This window comes from Phormidesmis sp. 146-33 (assembly GCF_052939515.1).
On sequence record NZ_JBJPHU010000011.1, the window covers coordinates 58,997 to 77,177 of the forward strand.

At 50.7% G+C, this 18,181-nt stretch carries 19 protein-coding genes; 7 read left to right on the forward strand and 12 right to left on the reverse strand.

Going from position 1 to position 18,181, the window contains the following annotated elements:
- Positions 1 to 80 precede the first annotated feature (80 nt).
- Entirely contained in the window at positions 81 to 1,022 is a 942-nt protein-coding gene (locus ACJ2PR_RS06950) for a hypothetical protein (RefSeq protein ID WP_446876488.1), read from the forward strand.
- A gap of 94 nt (positions 1,023 to 1,116) precedes the next feature.
- On the opposite strand, the gene clpP is transcribed toward ACJ2PR_RS06950, so the two are convergent.
- Complete coding sequence (gene clpP / locus ACJ2PR_RS06955; RefSeq protein ID WP_446857507.1) at positions 1,117 to 1,722, reverse strand: ATP-dependent Clp endopeptidase proteolytic subunit ClpP; 606 nt, start codon at positions 1,720 to 1,722, stop codon at positions 1,117 to 1,119.
- Positions 1,723 to 2,263: 541 nt separating this feature from the next.
- On the opposite strand from clpP, the gene ACJ2PR_RS06960 reads away from it, so the two are divergent.
- Positions 2,264 to 4,624 carry a hypothetical protein gene (locus ACJ2PR_RS06960; protein ID WP_446876489.1) on the forward strand — a complete coding sequence of 787 codons (2,361 nt, stop codon included), beginning with the start codon at positions 2,264 to 2,266 and terminating at the stop codon, positions 4,622 to 4,624.
- A 131-nt stretch (positions 4,625 to 4,755) separates the two neighbouring features.
- The gene (locus tag ACJ2PR_RS06965; RefSeq protein WP_446876490.1) at positions 4,756 to 6,852 is read left to right on the forward strand and encodes a thioredoxin domain-containing protein; all 2,097 of its coding nucleotides are present in this window, start codon (positions 4,756 to 4,758) and stop codon (positions 6,850 to 6,852) included.
- A gap of 86 nt (positions 6,853 to 6,938) precedes the next feature.
- Here ACJ2PR_RS06965 and ACJ2PR_RS06970 read toward each other — a convergent pair whose 3' ends face one another.
- The 5 genes from ACJ2PR_RS06970 to ACJ2PR_RS06990 all read right to left on the reverse strand — a co-directional run bounded on the left by ACJ2PR_RS06970 (position 6,939) and on the right by ACJ2PR_RS06990 (position 10,563).
- Positions 6,939 to 8,759, reverse strand: coding sequence for a peptidoglycan D,D-transpeptidase FtsI family protein (locus ACJ2PR_RS06970; protein WP_446876491.1), 1,821 nt, complete (start codon positions 8,757 to 8,759; stop codon positions 6,939 to 6,941).
- A 163-nt stretch (positions 8,760 to 8,922) separates the two neighbouring features.
- Positions 8,923 to 9,441, reverse strand: coding sequence for a hypothetical protein (locus ACJ2PR_RS06975; RefSeq protein ID WP_446857511.1), 519 nt, complete (start codon positions 9,439 to 9,441; stop codon positions 8,923 to 8,925).
- A gap of 372 nt (positions 9,442 to 9,813) precedes the next feature.
- On the reverse strand, positions 9,814 to 10,131 hold the full coding sequence (locus tag ACJ2PR_RS06980; protein ID WP_446876492.1) for a type II toxin-antitoxin system PemK/MazF family toxin: 318 nt from the start codon (positions 10,129 to 10,131) through the stop codon (positions 9,814 to 9,816).
- On the reverse strand, positions 10,110 to 10,355 hold the full coding sequence (locus ACJ2PR_RS06985; protein WP_446870863.1) for a hypothetical protein: 246 nt from the start codon (positions 10,353 to 10,355) through the stop codon (positions 10,110 to 10,112). The genes ACJ2PR_RS06980 and ACJ2PR_RS06985 overlap by 22 nt, the downstream gene beginning before the upstream one ends.
- Complete coding sequence (locus ACJ2PR_RS06990) at positions 10,348 to 10,563, reverse strand: hypothetical protein (protein WP_446876493.1); 216 nt, start codon at positions 10,561 to 10,563, stop codon at positions 10,348 to 10,350. Before ACJ2PR_RS06990 ends, ACJ2PR_RS06985 begins: the two co-directional genes overlap by 8 nt.
- Before the next feature lie 61 nt (positions 10,564 to 10,624).
- Between ACJ2PR_RS06990 and ACJ2PR_RS06995 the strand changes: the two genes are divergently transcribed.
- On the forward strand, positions 10,625 to 10,744 hold the full coding sequence (locus ACJ2PR_RS06995; protein ID WP_446857514.1) for a colicin E3/pyocin S6 family cytotoxin: 120 nt from the start codon (positions 10,625 to 10,627) through the stop codon (positions 10,742 to 10,744).
- 2 nt (positions 10,745 to 10,746) lie between these two features.
- Entirely contained in the window at positions 10,747 to 11,061 is a 315-nt protein-coding gene (locus ACJ2PR_RS07000) for a DUF7683 domain-containing protein (protein WP_446876494.1), read from the forward strand.
- Between the two features lie 283 nt (positions 11,062 to 11,344).
- Here ACJ2PR_RS07000 and ACJ2PR_RS07005 read toward each other — a convergent pair whose 3' ends face one another.
- From ACJ2PR_RS07005 to ACJ2PR_RS07025, 5 genes are all read right to left on the reverse strand, one after another.
- Complete coding sequence (locus ACJ2PR_RS07005) at positions 11,345 to 11,764, reverse strand: putative toxin-antitoxin system toxin component, PIN family (protein ID WP_446876495.1); 420 nt, start codon at positions 11,762 to 11,764, stop codon at positions 11,345 to 11,347.
- Entirely contained in the window at positions 11,757 to 11,975 is a 219-nt protein-coding gene (locus ACJ2PR_RS07010; RefSeq protein WP_446876496.1) for a hypothetical protein, read from the reverse strand. The genes ACJ2PR_RS07005 and ACJ2PR_RS07010 overlap by 8 nt, the downstream gene beginning before the upstream one ends.
- Positions 11,976 to 12,066: 91 nt before the next feature.
- Positions 12,067 to 12,228 carry a hypothetical protein gene (locus ACJ2PR_RS07015; RefSeq protein ID WP_446876497.1) on the reverse strand — a complete coding sequence of 54 codons (162 nt, stop codon included), beginning with the start codon at positions 12,226 to 12,228 and terminating at the stop codon, positions 12,067 to 12,069.
- A 59-nt stretch (positions 12,229 to 12,287) separates the two neighbouring features.
- Complete coding sequence (locus ACJ2PR_RS07020) at positions 12,288 to 13,535, reverse strand: toll/interleukin-1 receptor domain-containing protein (RefSeq protein ID WP_446876498.1); 1,248 nt, start codon at positions 13,533 to 13,535, stop codon at positions 12,288 to 12,290.
- Positions 13,536 to 14,111: 576 nt separating this feature from the next.
- Entirely contained in the window at positions 14,112 to 14,465 is a 354-nt protein-coding gene (locus ACJ2PR_RS07025) for a hypothetical protein (RefSeq protein WP_446876499.1), read from the reverse strand.
- Between the two features lie 46 nt (positions 14,466 to 14,511).
- Between ACJ2PR_RS07025 and ACJ2PR_RS07030 the strand changes: the two genes are divergently transcribed.
- Positions 14,512 to 14,709 carry a hypothetical protein gene (locus ACJ2PR_RS07030; protein WP_446876500.1) on the forward strand — a complete coding sequence of 66 codons (198 nt, stop codon included), beginning with the start codon at positions 14,512 to 14,514 and terminating at the stop codon, positions 14,707 to 14,709.
- Between the two features lie 330 nt (positions 14,710 to 15,039).
- On the opposite strand, the gene ACJ2PR_RS07035 is transcribed toward ACJ2PR_RS07030, so the two are convergent.
- Positions 15,040 to 17,841 carry a GAF domain-containing sensor histidine kinase gene (locus tag ACJ2PR_RS07035; protein WP_446876501.1) on the reverse strand — a complete coding sequence of 934 codons (2,802 nt, stop codon included), beginning with the start codon at positions 17,839 to 17,841 and terminating at the stop codon, positions 15,040 to 15,042.
- Positions 17,842 to 17,945: 104 nt separating this feature from the next.
- On the opposite strand from ACJ2PR_RS07035, the gene ACJ2PR_RS07040 reads away from it, so the two are divergent.
- The gene (locus ACJ2PR_RS07040; RefSeq protein ID WP_446870854.1) at positions 17,946 to 18,158 is read left to right on the forward strand and encodes a hypothetical protein; all 213 of its coding nucleotides are present in this window, start codon (positions 17,946 to 17,948) and stop codon (positions 18,156 to 18,158) included.
- Positions 18,159 to 18,181: the final 23 nt, after the last annotated feature.

Consider the following 18,181-nt stretch of genomic DNA (forward strand, 5'->3'; position numbering starts at 1 on the left):
CAACTTTCAAATTCTCTCTTGAGAGGGATAGTTGAGGCTGTGACCAGAGAGTGTCGAGTCCCCTACCACCTAGAATGGACATGAATGCAACCCATCTGATTTCTAACATCGATCGCTCGACCACTATGTATTCGTCTACACCGCAAGATGACTCGCTGAACCCTGCTATGTTTGCCCTGCGTGAAGCGCTGCCTGCGGAACTGCACCAATCCACGAGTCACAGTTTGTTTGCTCAACTCCGCAGCCGTTATCCGACAGGTGCCCTCAGTTCTGAGCTAGTCCAGGTTCATGAAGGTCAGTTTGTCGTCCGTGCTTTGGTACAAGTGGGCGGATTGACGATGGCGACTGGGATGGCTGCCGCCGATCGCGTTGAGCTTGCCGAAGATCGGGCCAGAATTCGTGCAATGGAGGTTTTGGGCATCGCCCCGACTAACCTTGCCTCTCCCAGCGTTTCAGCCTTTGAGATGTCAGCCCGACTGATGACCGAAGCCTCCCAACCAGAGATTGCAGGCAGTTTAGCGACCCCTCAGCTTTCTGAAAGTCAATCGTCTACAGAACCGACCCTCAGAGATGCAGATAGTTTCGCTTCCCCAGTAGACCCCATCCCCACGCCCGAAGAAATTGCGTCTCCTCCTCGCAGCCGCACTAAGAAAAAAGAAGCGCCTTCTGTTGCTCAGTCCGATGATTTCTTATCCACGTTTCCGGGTTTGGACACGCCTGAGCCAGCGATCGAGATGGAGTATGAGTACACCGAAGCGTTTGAGCCTGCGGTAGAGTCTGCCAAGGTCACAGTGCCCGATATGCAGCACGACCCAGTGGATTTGTCAGATGCGATCGCCCAGATTGGCACCGAGATCGAGCGAATCGGCTGGACAAAGAAACAGGGCAGCACCTACCTCCAACAAACCTATGGCAAAAAAACCCGCGCCGAACTCACCGAAGACGAGTTGTTAGAGTTTCTGCACTACCTCAAGGCTTTGCCCTCAAAGGGACATCCCTCAATGAGTCAGATTCCATTTTAAGAAAGGGATGAGGGATGAGACTTTGGACTCTAGACAGAAGAAATTTAGGTCTTGGGTCTAAAGTCTTTACTCCTCACTCCTCACTCCCGACCGCTTACTTCACCACTGCGGGCCGGGTAGCTGACGGACGACGCTCAATTACTTGGTCGATCAGTCCATAGGCTCTGGATTCTTCGGCTGACATAAAGAAGTCGCGCTCAGTGTCTTCCTGGATGCGCTCGATCGATTGTCCGGTATGCTCTGCCAGCATTTCGTTGAGGCGCTGCTTATGGTAGAGAATTTCTCTGGCCTGGATTTCGATATCAGTCGCTTGACCCTGGGCACCCCCCAACGGTTGGTGAATCATGATCCGCGAGTGGGGAAGGCTCATCCGTTTGCCTTTGGTGCCAGCGCTGAGTAAAAACGCTCCCATGCTGGCAGCAAACCCGACGCAAATCGTGCTGACTGGCGGCGTAATCTGACGCATCGTGTCGTAGATCGCCATACCTGCCGAAACAGAACCCCCCGGAGAGTTGATGTAAACGTAAATGTCCTTCTCGGAGTCTTCTGATTGCAGGAAGAGCAGTTGGGCGACAATCAGGTTGGCAACGTCTGCGTCGATCGCCTGCCCCAGAAAAATGATTCGCTCTCGCAACAGTCGAGAATAGATGTCAAAGGCGCGTTCGCCCCGACCAGACGTTTCAATAACGGTAGGAATCATGGAGCCTGCTTTTGATAATTTTCATTATTCTAGCGATTTGAGTGAGACGACGGAGACAATTCTCAGTTAAATGGCTGAATTAAGGCAAACTAAGGCTTTGCTAAACCTGTTAAAACAACATTTAAGCGCCTAGTCAAATGAATGTTTAAAGATAAGTAACTGGTTTTAAAATTGGAATCATAACTAACTATTTTTACAACTGAAGAATTTTACTAATCACAACTTTAAAGGAACGATGAACTGTTCTGTTTGATTTGTGTTGATCTCAATAATATACTGTGGTTTAATTCCTGTAAAAATCGCTTAAACAACCACGCTGTAAGGATTAAACTGTCACACGTCACTCTCGTAGATTTGCTGATTCAGCCGAAAATCTGATAGACAAATTTGACATTCTCTATATAGAATTCAAGAGAAGATAAGGTTCCCAAAATAATTTGCTGGAGCGGCTGAAGGTGTATCTCTTTCCTCGATAAGTGGTGAGATTTGAGTGAGTTTTTTCTAATAATTGATTGCAATTAGTAACAAGACAGGCACAACAATGGCTACAGATTTTCTGACTTCTTTGCCGACTAGTCAGGCGGCTCTTACGACCCGTCCCGTTGCTCCAGGTTTGGCAGTTGACCCCTTTACCGGAGATGATGTCACTGCCAAACCCTGGCTTTTTGGCTCTAGCGCTGGAACGAGTCTGGGCTTGACTGCTAGAGGAACCATCACGCCTTCTACAAATGGGCTGCCAGGGTTTGCGACGGCGATCGATACTGCCGGAAATGGCGCACTTCGGCTCACTAGTGCAGGGGGAAACCAATCCTCGTTTGTCATCTTCAACGAGGCGATTAGTAGCGGTCAGGGGCTGTCTATTACCTTTGACTTTTTCTCCTATGGTGGCAGTGGTGCTGACGGAATCAGCTTCTTCTTGATCGACGGTAGTCAGTCACCGACGACAGCAGGAGCACCCGGCGGAGCGCTTGGATACGCGGCTCGTGGCTCCACCCCTGGGCTATTGGGCGGCTACTTAGGGGTCGGATTTGATGAGTTTGGCAACTTCTCTAGCCCAACCGATAACTCACCTGGAGGGACTGGGGCCGCTTCTGATTCGATCGCCGTTCGAGGCAGCCAGGCCAACAGCTATCGATTCCTCACAGGCAGTGGCACATTGCCCACCAGCTTAGACGTACCGGGTGCAGCAGCAACTCGTACCGCAGCTCGACGCACTGCCCGCATTGACCTCTCACCAACTGGGCTTCTCAAAGTGCAGGTCGATTTGAATGCGGATGGAGACTTTTTGGACAACGGTGAATCTCCTACAGCGCTTCAAAATTATGACGTGGCCGCCAACAACGGGGCCCTACCCGCCAACTTCAAGTTCGGCTTTTCATCTTCGACAGGGGGTTCGACCAATATTCACGAAATTCGCGGGCTGTCGATCGGTGCCAGCGGACAACTAATCGGGGGACTCGGAACGGGCACCAGCTACACCTCATTGCAGCCTCCCGTCGTGCTTTCTCCTACGTTGACCATCAGCCCCACTACAGGCAATCTGACCTCGGCGACGGTCTTCATCACCAACCTTAAACCAGGGGATGTCTTGAGCATTGCAGGGCAGCCTGTGACAACGACGAGTGGAACGATCGGAACGTTGACTTGGAGCTATGACTCTGCAACAGGTGCATTAGGCTTTAACGGGGCGGGAACGCCTGCCGAATATCAAGCAGCCCTGCGGCAAGTCACCTATCGCAACAGTGGCGCAACGCCAGACACCGAAGTTCGCAATATCCGCTTACGGCTCGATAGCGTTCCGGGTGGCCCTGGCAATGAAATTCCGGTTCAGGTGTCATTGACTACAGTGCGTCCTGGGCCAGACCTTTTGTGGCGAGACTCCGCATCCAACGATGTCGCCTTCTGGTATCTTCAAGGATCAACCCTTGCTCAGGCCAATATTGCCTCATCAAATTTGAATCCTGCTTGGGTGACGATCGATTCCAAAGACTTTGACGGGGATGGAATTGGTGATGTGTTGTGGCGCAAAACGGACACAGGTGAAACAGCAATCTGGTACATGACCAACAATGGGGTCTTTAAGCCCAACTCTGGGGGCATTTTATCAGCGGCAACCCGAACCCCGATTCAAATCATCAACGATGGGTGGGAGTTGGTCGGAGGAACCAATATTGATGCTGACGCAGCCCTAGAGCTAATCTGGCAAAATCGCAGAACGGATGAATACGCCTTCTGGAACGTAGACTACGCTACGAATACGGTCACCAGTTTTGATTACTTCCGCGATGCGGCTGGAAACAGGCTCAAAGTCGGAGGCTTCAACACTTGGACAATGGTCGGTTTGGCAGACTTTACTGGAGACAGCCGCTCAGAAATCGTCCTTCGCTATTCGCCGCTTGATGAGACCGCTTATTGGCGCTTTAATATCGATGTGGCGACAGGTCAGTTGCGTCTGGCCAATTCCACCTTCTTGCCTAAAACAGGTTTCGCGACGGATACGTTGCAGGTTCGGGCGATCGCTGACTTTAATGGAGACAACCGCCCTGACATTCTCTGGCGCAAGTCTGATCAAGACCTCACCATTTTATGGACGATCGGGGTCGATGGTGCAGGACTTCTGACTGCAACACCCAGTACGCTGCCGACCACAGGCACTGCCGACTGGAAGGTTGCAGGAGCCGCTGATTTTGTGGGCAACGCGGGTGGTGGTGATGGCACCGCAGATATCGTCTGGCGCAATGCGGTTAGCGACGAGGTGGCTATCTGGTCGATCAAGGGCGGCGTGCTGGATTCACCTAACACCGATTTCGTTAGAAGGACGACTGGGTTAATTGCTAAGAGTGACCGTAGCACCTGGGATGTCGAGGCAGTCAACGAGTTTGGCGTAGGGACTCCAATCTAGAAGTTGTCAAGTTGCAAATGATGTCGAATGTTCAACAGCCGACTGAGTTTGGACAGGTTTGAACCTGAGTGAAAGGGGTGTCTTAGGGCATCCCTTTTTTTGGACTTTCTTCTTTCCGCTAGACTGGCAAAATGACCTTTTGTAGAGTTCTAGCCGCCATGACCAATCGACTTGCCCAGGCTCAAAGCCTCTATTTACGAAAACATGCGGAGAATCCGATCGACTGGTGGCCCTGGTGTGATGAGGCGATCGAGACCGCACGACGTGAGAATAAGCCGATCTTTTTGTCGGTGGGCTATTCGAGTTGTCACTGGTGTACGGTCATGGAGGGCGAAGCGTTTTCGGATTGGTCGATCGCTGACTTCATGAATGCCAACTTTTTGCCGATCAAGGTCGATCGCGAAGAACGTCCAGATCTGGACAGCATCTACATGCAGGCCTTGCAAATGATGGCGGGGCAGGGTGGCTGGCCGCTTAACATCTTCATCTCACCAGATGATTTGGTGCCCTTTTATGGAGGAACTTACTTTCCGGTAGATGCCCGCTACGGACGGCCCGGCTTTATGCAAGTCTTGCAAGCGATTCGCCACTATTACGATGTCGAGAAGACAAAACTCGACGGCATCAAAGCTGAAATTCTCAACGGGCTTCAGAGTTCTCTCTCACTACAGCCTGGGGCGCTGAGTCCCGATCTGCTCAATCTGGGATTGACCCACAACACAGAAGTTGTCTCATCCAAACGGCCCGGGCCGAGTTTTCCGATGATTCCTTACGCAGATGTGGCACTGCGATCGACTCGATTCTCCAACTTACAACCCAGCGCTAGAGAAGCCAGTACCCAACGCGGCCGAGATCTGGCTCTAGGCGGCATTTTTGATCACGTAGGCGGTGGATTTCATCGCTACACCGTTGACCCTAACTGGACAGTGCCCCACTTTGAGAAGATGCTTTATGACAATGGTCAGATCGTGGAGTATCTGGCAAATCTTTGGGCGATGGGTGTGCAAGAAGCGGGATTTGAACGAGCGATCGCCTTCACCGTCCAGTGGCTCAAGCGTGAGATGACCGCTCCTCAAGGGTACTTTTACGCGGCTCAGGATGCAGACAGTTTCACCACACCAGATGAGGCGGAACCGGAAGAAGGTGCCTTCTACGTCTGGAGCTATGCGGAACTGCAAACCCTGCTGACGGCCGAAGAATTGGCGGAGTTGAGTGAGCAATTCACGATTACAGAAGCGGGCAATTTTGAGGGCGTGAACGTGCTGCAACGTCGCCAGTCGGGTCAGCTTACTAAGTTGGTAGAAGCGGCACTGTCCAAGCTGTTTGTGGCTCGTTACGGGTTGCCTGCTCATGAATTGACGACCTTTCCCCCAGCGCGAAACAATCAGGAAGCCAAAAGCACCGCCTGGGATGGACGAATTCCATCGGTGACCGATACCAAAATGATTGTTGCTTGGAATAGCTTGATGATTTCGGGACTGGCTCGTGCTTACGGGGTGTTTCGAGAGTTGGAGTATTTGGAATTAGCGAGTCAGGCAGCGGATTTCATCTTGCGAAATCAGTGGGTCGATGGGCGGTTTCATCGCGTCAATTACGATGGTTCTGTCGAGGTGCTGGCTCAATCAGAAGACTATGCTCTCTTCATCAAAGCCTTGTTGGATCTACATCAGGTGACTCGGAGTATTCGTGCCGCTGCGCCTGAAAATGAGACAGATTGGCTGGGTCAAGCGGTTCAAGTCCAGGCCGAGTTTGACGAATTTCTCTGGAGTGTGGAGATGGGCGGCTACTACAACACGGCTAGAGATGCGAGTCGGGATTTGTTGGTACGAGAACGCAGCTACATCGACAATGCGACCCCGGCAGCGAATGGGGTGGCGATCGCTAATCTCGTCCGTCTCTCCCTACTCACCAAAGATCTGGACTATCTCGACAAAGCAGAACAAACCCTACAGGCCTTTAGCAGCATCATGCAAAAGTCCCCAACTGCCTGCCCTAGCCTGTTTGCCGCGTTGGATTGGTTGCAAAACTGCACGTTGATTCGCACCAGTTCTGATCAAATTGCGCGGCTAGAAACTCAATATCTGCCAACAGCCAGCTTTGCATTAGAAACGAATTTACCTGAGAGCGCGATCGGTTTAGTCTGTCAGGGATTGAGTTGTAAAGAACCCGCTTACAGTCTGGAACAGCTACAGCAACAAGTGCAACAAAGTTTGGTGAGACGTGCGTGAATTGTGAAATAGAGTTGGTGTTTTTAATTTTTCGCTATCGGTCGAAGAATAGCTGGAAGATTTTTGAAACTCTTATCTGACTGATTCTAAGGGCTAGGCGTTGGGGTCGGGGTTGGACTGGGAATGGGCTGGCTGGGGGCAATCTTGTCGATCGTAATCAAGGCCTCAATCACAGCTTTGACGATCGGAGCCGCCACCGTCGAACCAAACGCATCTTCACCTTTTGGCTCGTCAATCACCGCCACAACGGCATAGCGCGGAGCCTCGACGGGAAAGATGCCGACAAAACTCGTGATCTTGGCAGACTCCAAATAACCGCCTCCAGCACTGGCTTTTTGCGCCGTTCCTGTCTTACCTGCGATCCGATAGCCCGGAACCTGAGCCGCTTTGCCCGTCCCCTTTGAGACGACCGCCTCCATCATTTTCAGCACCGTTTGGGCTGTCGTGGGCGAAAAAACTTGTTTTGCAGTTGTCAGATTGGGTTGCCAATAGGGTTGTCCAGTCGCGTCGTAGAGTCCTTGCACAATGTGAGGAGTCAACAGCTTGCCACCACTGCCCAAAATGCCCTGTAGCTGCAATAGTTGAATCGGGGTCAGCGAAAATCCTTGCCCAAAGGCAGTCGTCGCCACATCAGCCGGAGACTGGACAAAGGTTTTGCGGTCTTTGAGTTGTCCTGCCACTTCAAACGGCAAATCAGATCCGGTAGACTGCCCTAGCCCGATGCGCTGGAGCCAACTGTAATATAGCGATGGCTTCATCTGTTGGACGATATGCACCATGCCGACATTGCTAGAGTGCTGCAATATCTCAGACACGCTGACCGGGCCTCTGGCACCCGCGTAAGAATAGTCAAAGTTTTGGATCGGCCAACTGTCAATGGAGATCGAACCTTCATCATTAAAAACCTGGTCAGGTTTAATGGCACCTGCTTCTAGGGCGATCGCTACATTCAGCGGCTTAAAAGTCGATCCTGGCTCATACAGATCGGTCAATGCCCAGTTCTTAAACAGTTCAACTTTGGCTTTGAAATACTCGTTGGGGTCGTAAGAAGGATCACCCACCAGCGCCCGAATGGCCCCATCTCGCACATCCATGACCAGCACCATTCCCCGCTTGGCAGAATACTTTTTGATCTGCTGTTTCAAGATTGGTAAAGTGGCGCGTTGAAGCCGACTGTCGATCGTCAGTTGCAAATGCAAATCGTCAATGTGGAGAAACCCCCCCGGCACCTGATCCGGCATGACCGTTCCCATTCCCGTCCGGCTGAGACGCACCGATTTGACCGATCGCTCTAGCAAATTTTTGTGGCTGTATTCGACACCGGCCTGCCCCGTTTGATCAACATCCACATAGCCCACAACATCCGCCATTACGTTTTGCTGAGGATAGAGACGCTGCTGCTGTTGTGCCAGATCTAGCCCGTCGAGTCGCAAGTCTCGAATGCGATCGGCTGCATTTTCTTGAAGCGAAAACTCCAACCGAATCCCGGTATCCGCAGATTCAAACTTACGAGTTAGTTCTGCAATCGATCGACCCAAAATAGGCGCTAACTTGCCCGCGACTTCTCCCTTTGACTCTTTGAAATACATCGGGTGAGCAAACAGCGTATAAACCGGACGATCGATCGCTAGAATGCTGCCATTGCGATCGACGATCGGACGACGCGGGATAAACGGTCGCAGATAGCTCGTTTGTTGCGCTCGCGCCTGTTTGAGCAACCGGGGAGCCTGCACCACCTGAAGCCGCACCAGATTGAGCATCAACAGCAAACTGCTGACCACCAATACCCCCCAGACGATCACAAGCCTGCCGATCGTAGACTTGGCTTGAGGAACATTTACCCGGCGCAGTCTAGCGATTAGAGACGGACGGCGAGAACGTCCACGAGGGTAAGAAGGGCTGCTCATAAGGGAAAAGGGCGAATAACTCAGAATGAACCGAAAAGGTGTTGTTGAAGGATGCCGTCACCGTCCCCCAATTCTGGGAAACTTTCGGACTTTCAAACTCAACAATCCAAATTCAGTAATGCCGGAGAAGAATGTCTTTCAATTCATCCCACCCGCGATCGGTTTAATATCCAAGGGGGGCAACGGGCGAAACCTGGGGAGTGGGCGCATTCTCAGGGGGCGCATTGCGAAGCGGAGCAGGCTTGAGAAAGATCATGCCGTCGGGAGTCCGAGGAACTAGCGTCGCGCCAGGGCTGTTTGCTTGATTTGCAATGTGGTTTTGCAGCAGGGCACTATTGGCTCCCAACTGTCGCTCACTGCGTCTGAGTTCTTCAAGCTTTTGATATTCCTTGCCCCAAAGCTGCTGAGAGTCAACCGTCCAGATATAAGTCACGAGAGCCAGACCCGATACCGCAAAGGTTGTGATCAAAGAAGCCTGTTGGAGCTTGATCAGCGATCGTACCCATTTGGGCGGGGCATTGAGCGACGGCAGTCTTCTAACCGTGGACTGATCCGCAGGAGGCGCAACTCTCATTCTCGCTCGTCTCAAATCTTGCGGTTGGGCAGCAGGAGCCATCCGAGGAGAAGCGGCGACTCTAAGAGAACGATTTTGGCGATCGACAGGTCTTAGCACAGCAGACATAAATACCAGCACTCCTATAAGCACAACCACGTAGAACAGAGCAGCACCAAATCAGGCAGCCTCGCCCAACTGAGCAGGTTTCTGTCCAAAGGCAAGAACGACCCTTATTGTATCTGGAGACTCCCAATCTGATGAGCTTATTTAGAAAATCTCTCGTTCGCCAAGGGAGGGGTGAGGAGTGAGGAGTGAAAAGCGGCGTTGCCAGATATTTAGAGCCGCCTAAGCGCTTGATCCTGGTTGACTGACAGAACTCCTGAAACCCTCGATTTTTCGTAGGTTGGTGTTGAGCAACGCGAAACCCAACAGCAGCCTTTCTACCGTTGCTAACGTTGGGTTTCATCAGGTTCAACCCAACCTACCTGAAAAGGTTTGTCAGTCTGCGGTTAAGTTTCCTAAGCGCTTGATCAGACGTTGTTTATTGATCGATCGAATTTGGTTTAGCAAGACAACAGAATCGTTTCCAAGTCCATCTTCGGGAGTTTGAACTAGAACCTCAGTTGGATAGAGGGGGTCTTCAAACTGAGAGGTGATGGCAGCGACAATTGTAATAGGACTATGGAGATTGGCAATGTCGTTTTGCAGGATCAAGGCAGGACAGGTCTTTTTGATTTCTGATCCCACCGTTGGATCGACGCTAACCAGGTAGACTTCTCCGCGATTGGGATAGGTTACTCTGGAGTGCTTTGCCACGGTTCTTCTTCCAGCGCAAACCATTCTTCAGTTAAATTCAAATCACGATCGGCTCTGCGGATAGCTCCTTCTTGCAGTTGCTTTCTCAACGTTGCCTTACTTTTTTCGTGAATGTAGTAGTTGACAGCTTGATTAATAAATTGGCTAAGATCGCCTTTCTGCGTCAACTGATCAATGAGTTGAACGGTCTCTTCGGGAAGTGTGATGTTGAGCGATCTATCCATGACAGTTCAAATCGATCGACTCCATCATTATAGGAGGCGCTGAGGCGGAGAGGAACGATCGTGGTTTTGCAATGAATGCGATCGTTGGAAGGCGATCAGGGCAAAGCGCAACTTTGGAGAAACCGTAAAACGAATCGCGCTGCATTCCCCAATTCATAATCACTTCGAGGGGCGATCGTCCTTCATCCCTTCCCAATGTAGGGTTCACAGCGATCGCGATCGTTCTTCAGTTCTGGCGTGTAGAGCAGATAGGACAGAAGCGGAAGAAAATGGTAAGCTCAGACTCCAAATTGCTCGATGATAGGAAGGGTAAGCATCTCGGCGAGTTTGACCCAATTACAGGCGAACAACTTAAGCAAGCGAATCCTGATTACGAGGTGGAGCCATAACCATGATTGACCCAATTAAGGTTCAAGCGCGATCGATTCTAGGACGTGATCCTTCGTTTGTCAGAGTGTTGCGTTGGTATGAGAAGAGCGGCGATCGCTTGGCGGGTGAGGCTTTGCTCGATTCATTGATGCTGCCCGAATTGCAAAGGTTGTTTCGAGAGTCTTCAGACAATCTGATGGTGGATTGCTACCCGGTCTCTGCGGCTCAGGTGGCTCCACTTCAGGCAGCGATCGATGCAAAGCGCAACGGTAAAGGAAACGCTGAATCCATTGATCTCGATGTTTACGATTACTACCTTGAATGTGATGCGGTTTGATTTGCGGCTTCTCCAAACTTGCGTGCCCTGATCGCTTTTCGAGGGTGCTATTGGTAATCGCAGTGAAATATCTGCTGAAGCCGATCGTCCTTCATCCCTTCCCAATGTATGGTTCACAGCGATCGCGATCGTTCTTCAGTTCTGGGGTGTAGAGCAGATAGTTGTTGAGGTGTTGGCAGGCGCGGTTGAGAAAGCTGTTGAGGTTGAGGTCGATGCGATAGACTTGCGCATCGTAGATTTAGAATTGGGCAGAGGTGAGCCGATACACCAAGGTTGCGCTGCATTATCTTGCCAAGAAATCTGCGGGACTTAGAATCTTAAGGTCTCGAAAGGGGTGAAGAATTAGTAAGTCTTTATCGTTGCTGAGAAGATAACCCGCATTGCCGCTGATTGCCAATTCGAGAAATTTATCGTCCTTAGAATCTCGGCAAACGGTAATTGAGTCAACAATCTCAATCATCTCAACAATTTCTAACAACTCAATCAAGAACTGATTGCGTGACTCAATTGACACATATCGATCAAAGCGCGATCGACTGAATACATCGTTAAGTTCTGCCAGGACAGGCTCAGACAAGAGAATTGTCCCTGATATTACACCTGACGTTACAACTGTATCAAAAGCCTGCCGAGCCAACGATCGCTTGAACAACGCAGCACTCAGCAATACATTCGTGTCAAGCACAAACCGATCTTCACTCATCTAGGATGGATTGCAAAATTTCTAGTGTTAATCCGTTCGCTTCCGCTTCATCACTTAGGCGATCCATCGTGGTCTCCAACTGAGTGATCTGCATTGCCTGCTTCAGCCATGTCCCTACTAGGGCTTGGACTTTTTTTTGCTGTTCTGGGTTTGCTGATTGATAAGTTCTCGCAACGTCAGCGTCCACTTGAATTGAGATTGTTTCCTTCATCTCCAGTTCCTCGTCGCAGATGCTATTAGTATAGTTCCGTGATGACGGCTGGGGAGTGCAGAGCGATTACTCTGGCAGGAAAGGCTTCGCGCTACATTGTCCCTGATCCAAAGGCTAAAATCACTTTGAGGCGCGATCGTCGTTCCAGGTTTTGCCTATGTGGGTTGTGCAGCGATCGCGATCGTTCTTCAGTTTGATTAGCAGATAGTTTTTGAAGTCTTTGCGATCGCGCTCCACAAAAACCGATGATCACGTTGAGAAGGCACGATCGCCGTTTGCTCAAATAACACCCAATTTGCTACACAAGTACCGCTACTTTTGAAAGGAAAAGTTGCTTAAAGAAACGTATGCTGTACCCTTATCTGAACGGCTAAATGTCGCCTGATCAGGTACATTTTTGTTAAAAGCGGATTGAATGTCTAACCAATGAAAAACGATATCCATTGGATTACCTACAATCTCAACCCCAATCATTGATTGTTCTAAATCAGATTGACGTTGTTCCTTATCTTTCGACTGGTCTTCCTTCCAGGTGTTTTGCCGACTTGTCTTAGCATCGTTGCAGGAGTACTGCCACTCCAGCCCAAAGTGAATATAGTAAACGCCTGCCTTTTTGGGAGCCGTCAAGCTAATAGTATGCTCATCAGACCTATCTCCCTTGAGCAGCTCACCTTGAATTACCCCGACCTCGATACAATCGGTTGATTCATTTTCACCGGGAATTCCAAACACAATTTGGTTTAGGGTGTTAGGGCTACTGCTACGATAATCATCCATCAGGGCTTGGTTAAAGGTAAGTCTATACTCTGTGTTGCCACCAATGGGTTTCCCTGGTTGAGCAAAAATGACATTAGGACGATCCTGCAAAGTAAATAAAATCGTTCCTGCCAGCGTTAACGGAACTGCAATCGCCGCAGCAAGCGCTGCTATAGCAGCCGTAACAGTCCATCTTTGCTTGCGTCGTTGTACATTCTCCGCTTTCCAGCTTGTGCTTACATAGGTTGCTTGTAACTCAGTTGGTTGTGGTTGTTTACTTGCCCCCTGCAACAACCAAGTTTCTGCCGTCTTCAAATCCACGCCCCGCAGCAGATAGCTCTCATTCCGGTTTTGGCTGTCCCATTCGATCGCCCGTTCTAGAATCCGCGTATGCGATCGCACATACTCCAAATCTGTCTCGATCGCCTGAATTAAGTCAGAAAAGCCGCGATCGAACTCATCCGTCTCGCGAAAAAACAACCAGTTGTACTTCGACAACATCGGATGCACCCTGGTCGTATCGAAGCCCTCACGACGAACGATCGGCACCAGTCGCTTATTGTGCTTAACCGCATGGTCGATCTCGTCTCGGCAAACATCTGACGCAACCGAATCAGGACTGATCACAAACACAAAGGTATTCGTCCCTTCGATGCCGCGCTCAATCTGTTGCCACCAATCCGCCGTCAGAGGAATCGCATCCCAATCGACCCAAATTTCTCGCTCTTGTGCCCGCAGTGCATCATGCAGCGTTTGCACAAAGGCTTTGTCTTTCCGAGAATAAGACAGAAAAACGTCAGTCATGAGAGTATGGGGGGCTTTTTATTCCAACATTAGAATACTCGCTCCACCCCAAAATCTCAGTCGGATTGCAGAATGTTGTTAGGAAATGAGAGCGATCGCCTCACAACTTCAAGCTTTGCGTTCACCGCGAATTGATGTCTAGATGCTCTATGAAGACACCCAATCTTCCAAAATCAGGTTCGTAACTAACGAAAAATCTCGCTGGTTTCTGGTTGCGATAATGGCTCCCGTCGTCAGGGCAATGGCAGCAATTCTCATATCTTTCACTAACCGCTTCTTGTTCAGTTCGGGTTGTTGCCGCAGAAGTTGTTGGTAGCGATCGTATGCAATCGCATCAAAGTTGAGAATGGTTGCAAACCTAAAGAACTCAGTAGATATCCAAAGCTTTGCATAGAGTTTGACGGGATCTTGGCTGGGGCTGAGATGGTTGATTTCGCCAATCCAGCCATTAAAGAATTTCCTGCACCGTAATCACAGTAATTGCCCAACTCAATCCTGTCCTTCCCAATTCTGCTGCAACTTGCGGATGTCTCCCTAAAAAGAGTGAAACGTGATCAGTGTCTAAAATCCGTAGCGTCATTCGATGTCATGCAAAGAGTACGCAGGAGAATCCTCATCAATTTCTCTTTCTTCTCGGAGCACTTTGACGATCGCAGCAAACTCTGGATCATTCTTGAAAACTCCCGCAAACTTCATCCAGGGTTTCTCGACATCTTGAGGAGAGTTTAAATCAACGGCGAGAATTTCGAGTGTGGAGAGCCGCTCTGAGAGAAGTTGCTGAATGGCCGCGATCGCTGCTTCACGGGTTAAACGACTAACCGAACAATTCAGTAAAGCTGGAATCGACGCTCGAATCTGACCATCGGGCTGTTGCTCTAGCAAAATTTGGAGGGAAGAACTCGGCTGAACCGAAGAGACCTGAAGATGCATTGCACGAACGGCTTGGAACTATGGATTCAATTGTAGCGGATGCGATTTGCTCCACGAGCGCTTATTAGTGTTGGTGATTGGGTCAAGTGAAGGGACGATCGAAACCATTCACAATCTCTACGCCAGAAGCTTTGCCGAAGTGAGCGACTGGAGTCCTTTACTACCAGCCCCCTACCCACGCGAAGTAGTCAGCATTCTCTCTCGCCGCCGCAGAAAGCACCCCGTCAATCTTGAGCATCGCTAGAACGATCGTAACTTCGCTGAAGTCTTTGGCTGGGTGGCTCACGCGATCGTCATTACCCCAACGTGACTTTGCTGCAAGTTTTTCGCGGCGTTGTTTACGGCTTCTGCCCCCAATTCTGAGGTGAATTCGATAGAGTTTTTCGCTTCGTTGTTCACGGCTTCTGCCCCCCAACCCCCCAATTTTGGGGGACTTTAAGAGAAGAATTCTGGTTCAAAGTCCCTCAAGGGCGGGGAATTTAGGGGGCGTTCTCGGATCTAAAAACGAAGCGAAGCAGTTCATCGAACTGACAATTACTTTACCTCGCACTTCATCCCTCATCCCTCATCCCTTTTATCTCCCCATCCCCAACGACAGCACCAATCGGCTCATAATTCGCCCGTCTTCCAGCCTGTAGAGATTAAACTCAGAACCCATTTGCTTCATCAATGACTGACAAATCGCCAAATGTAGACCAGGAGGCTTGTCTAACATCGACGGGGCCAAAAGGTCAACGGCTCGGCCGGCTTCGAGGTCTTCGATCAAGCGAGGCTCGATCGCCCCGTCATCAGTAATTGAAAGCTCTACCCAACTGTGATCTAACTGCCGACACCACAGATCAATGCGTCCACCGGGATGCGATCGCTGACAAGCAATCAGCAGCAGTTCATACAGCACCAGTTCGATTTTGGCGATGTCGCCTGTGATCATCGGATTCGTCTCATTGTGAACCTGTGACCAGAGTTGGCGCTGTTTGATCAGGTTGTCCACGCGATCCAAGGCTCGTCTCAAAAGACTGACCAGCGGAGCGGTTTCCGTTTTGATTTGCAATTGCCACGGTTCGTCTCGAACCACTCGATGAACCGGGTCGATCGCATCGTTGATCTGGCGCATGATTTGCTGTTGACGAGTTGCTGAGAGCGCATCTTTGTGGGGGTTAGAAATCTCGCCCAGGCGTTTGACGCTCAGTTTCACCGATCGATACATTTCCTCCATGCGACGCTGTTTGTACCAATTGAGACGTTCTAGCTTTTCGCGTTGCAGCTTGAGCATTTCTGACAACATCAGATAGCGGCGTGACCAGGCAAACTGGCTGACTAGTGTATCTAAAGCCGTGAAATGGCGATCGCTCCAGTGGCGCTCTAAATGGTCAGCAATGATCAAAACGCCCGTGGGTTCATGTTCTGGAGCCGTTCTCAAGGCCATAATCAGAAGTTGACCAATGCCAGGAGCGTTGAGCCATTGACGACTTTCGACAGGCACCTCATCGATCGAGAGCGTCAACAGTCCGTTGTGTTCTAGCGCCCGATGCACCAGCGCGTCAGTAAAGGTCGAAACCTTGAGAATCGGATTAAAGGTAAACCGCCCATCTGTATCGCCCGACTGCACAATCCGCCCGGTGCGCCGACCCGGAGACCACGACACCAACGCCGCCATCGGAGCCTGTAAAATCTGGGCGATATATTGCAGGGCCGATCGCTCCAAAAGCTCTAATTGGTGAGTCTGCTGAATCGTCGTCAACCCCCACTGAATCGTCTGATACATCTTTTGCTGGTGGTCGTTTTGTTTTTGAAGCTGCCACTGGCGCAAAATCAGCCCAATCTGCTGAGTGACAACCTGACTCAACTCACACTCCGGCAAACTCCACGATCGCGGCGCTTCGTGACAGATCAACACCAAGCCTTCGAGGGGCTGACCGGGGGCGGCATTGCAGACCAGCAGCGATCGAATGCCCAACTCTAACAGCAGATCGCGCCAGGTGCCCAGCCGTAAATCATCCTCTAGATTCTCAATGGCAGTTGCGCCCAAACTGCGTTCTAGCATTTGCCAATCGATCTCGGCCAGTCGTGCTAGAGAAGAAGCCAACGGTCGCCGATTGTTGGGATAGCTTTGATAACAGACCTCAAACCGCTCTTGCTCGGTGTCGTACATGAGAACGATAAAGCGATCGGTCTTGAGCCGCTTGCCCAACAGTTCAGCCGTGTTTTTGAGGGTGGCTTTCCAATCGTCGGTACTGTAGATGGCGTGGGCAATGTCGGCGGTGAGGGCCTGGTCGAGTTTGGTTTGTTCGACGGTGGATTCTAGTTCCTCCAGGGGGGCGACGAGGGCAACCAGTTGAGCCGCAGCCCGCAGATAGCTTTTCTCTTCGTCTTGCCAGATTCGAGCTTCATTGCCTTCGGTGGCCAGAAATCCCAGCAGTTCGTTTTGGTAGAGAATCGGGGCGGCCATCAGCGATCGAGCGCGAATTTGCTGCATCAGGCGGCTGGTCGTATCAGCTCTTAAAGAACTTAACGCTTCGCCGATCGACACCACCTGATCCGAGGCCAACGCCTGATAAAACCCACTCATTTCTTGAACTGTGATTCCAGAAACGGGCTGATTGTCTTCGATCGCTCTAGAAGACGGCTTAAGGTTGGTGACTCTGCGCCAAAAGTAGCGGTTTTGTCGCTCAAACCAGTAGACACTAGTGCGAGACGGACTGATGAACTGGTGAGTTTGTTCGACAACTGCTTCTAGACGTTGACCAAGATTAGGGAGCGCTCCGAGTTGACCAATCAGCGTGAGAAGGGGCTGTTCGGGGCGTTTGATTTGTTGGCGTTTCCATTCGATTTCGACGGTGTTGAGGGCGGCGGCCAACTCGCCCACGATCATTGAGAGCAGGGCTTTTTCCTCTGTTTTGGGAAAGTTTCCCCACAGGCGCGACCCCAGCATCACAACTCCAAAGCAGCGATCTTTGTAAGAAATCGGGAAGATCATCGTCCCCTGGATGCCGCTTCTTTTGGCCACTTTGCGCCACTCACTGGCCCGGGCTTCTTCTCTGAGATCGGGGAGCGTGATCGGACGCTGCTGAATCACCACCTGCTCCATCAGATCGCCCGAAGTCAGGACAAACCGCTGTTTGAGAAAGGCGCTATCTTCACCCGATGGCAGAGCGCCTCCTTTACCGAGCAGCCGATGATCGACGCGATCGTACAGCCCTAACCAGATCAGATCAGGCTGAAAATGAGTTTGTAGATAGGATAGCGCCGTTGTGAGCAAGGCTTCGATATCGTCACCTTCACGCAGCGTTTGCAAGACCCGCCCCAGGCTAACGAGTTGCTGTTCATAGGCATTTGGCTCTTTCGACTGACCCATGTTGCGAGACGATAATTTCAAGAGATAAGCAGAGGAGGAGAAAACGGGTCGTCAGGGTCTTTGTCAGGATGGGTGGGGTAGAACGGCGAAGCAACCCTCTGCGGGTAACTCAACGAGATCGTGATTTGACTGAGAAACCGCCGACCCGTCTCACCGTTGAGCGCGATCAGCCCCTACAATGTCCGCAGAACCGTTCCCAGACAGATGAGACTCATCCTTTAGAATGCCCTGAAAACCGCATTTTTTCACTCAGTGGAAGATTAGGACTGAAGGGTGAAGCCGTCGTTGACTCATTTCCCCATTTACCCATTCACCTGCTCTCCAACTCGTCAAAATAGATAAAGTGTTCATTATTTTTTGT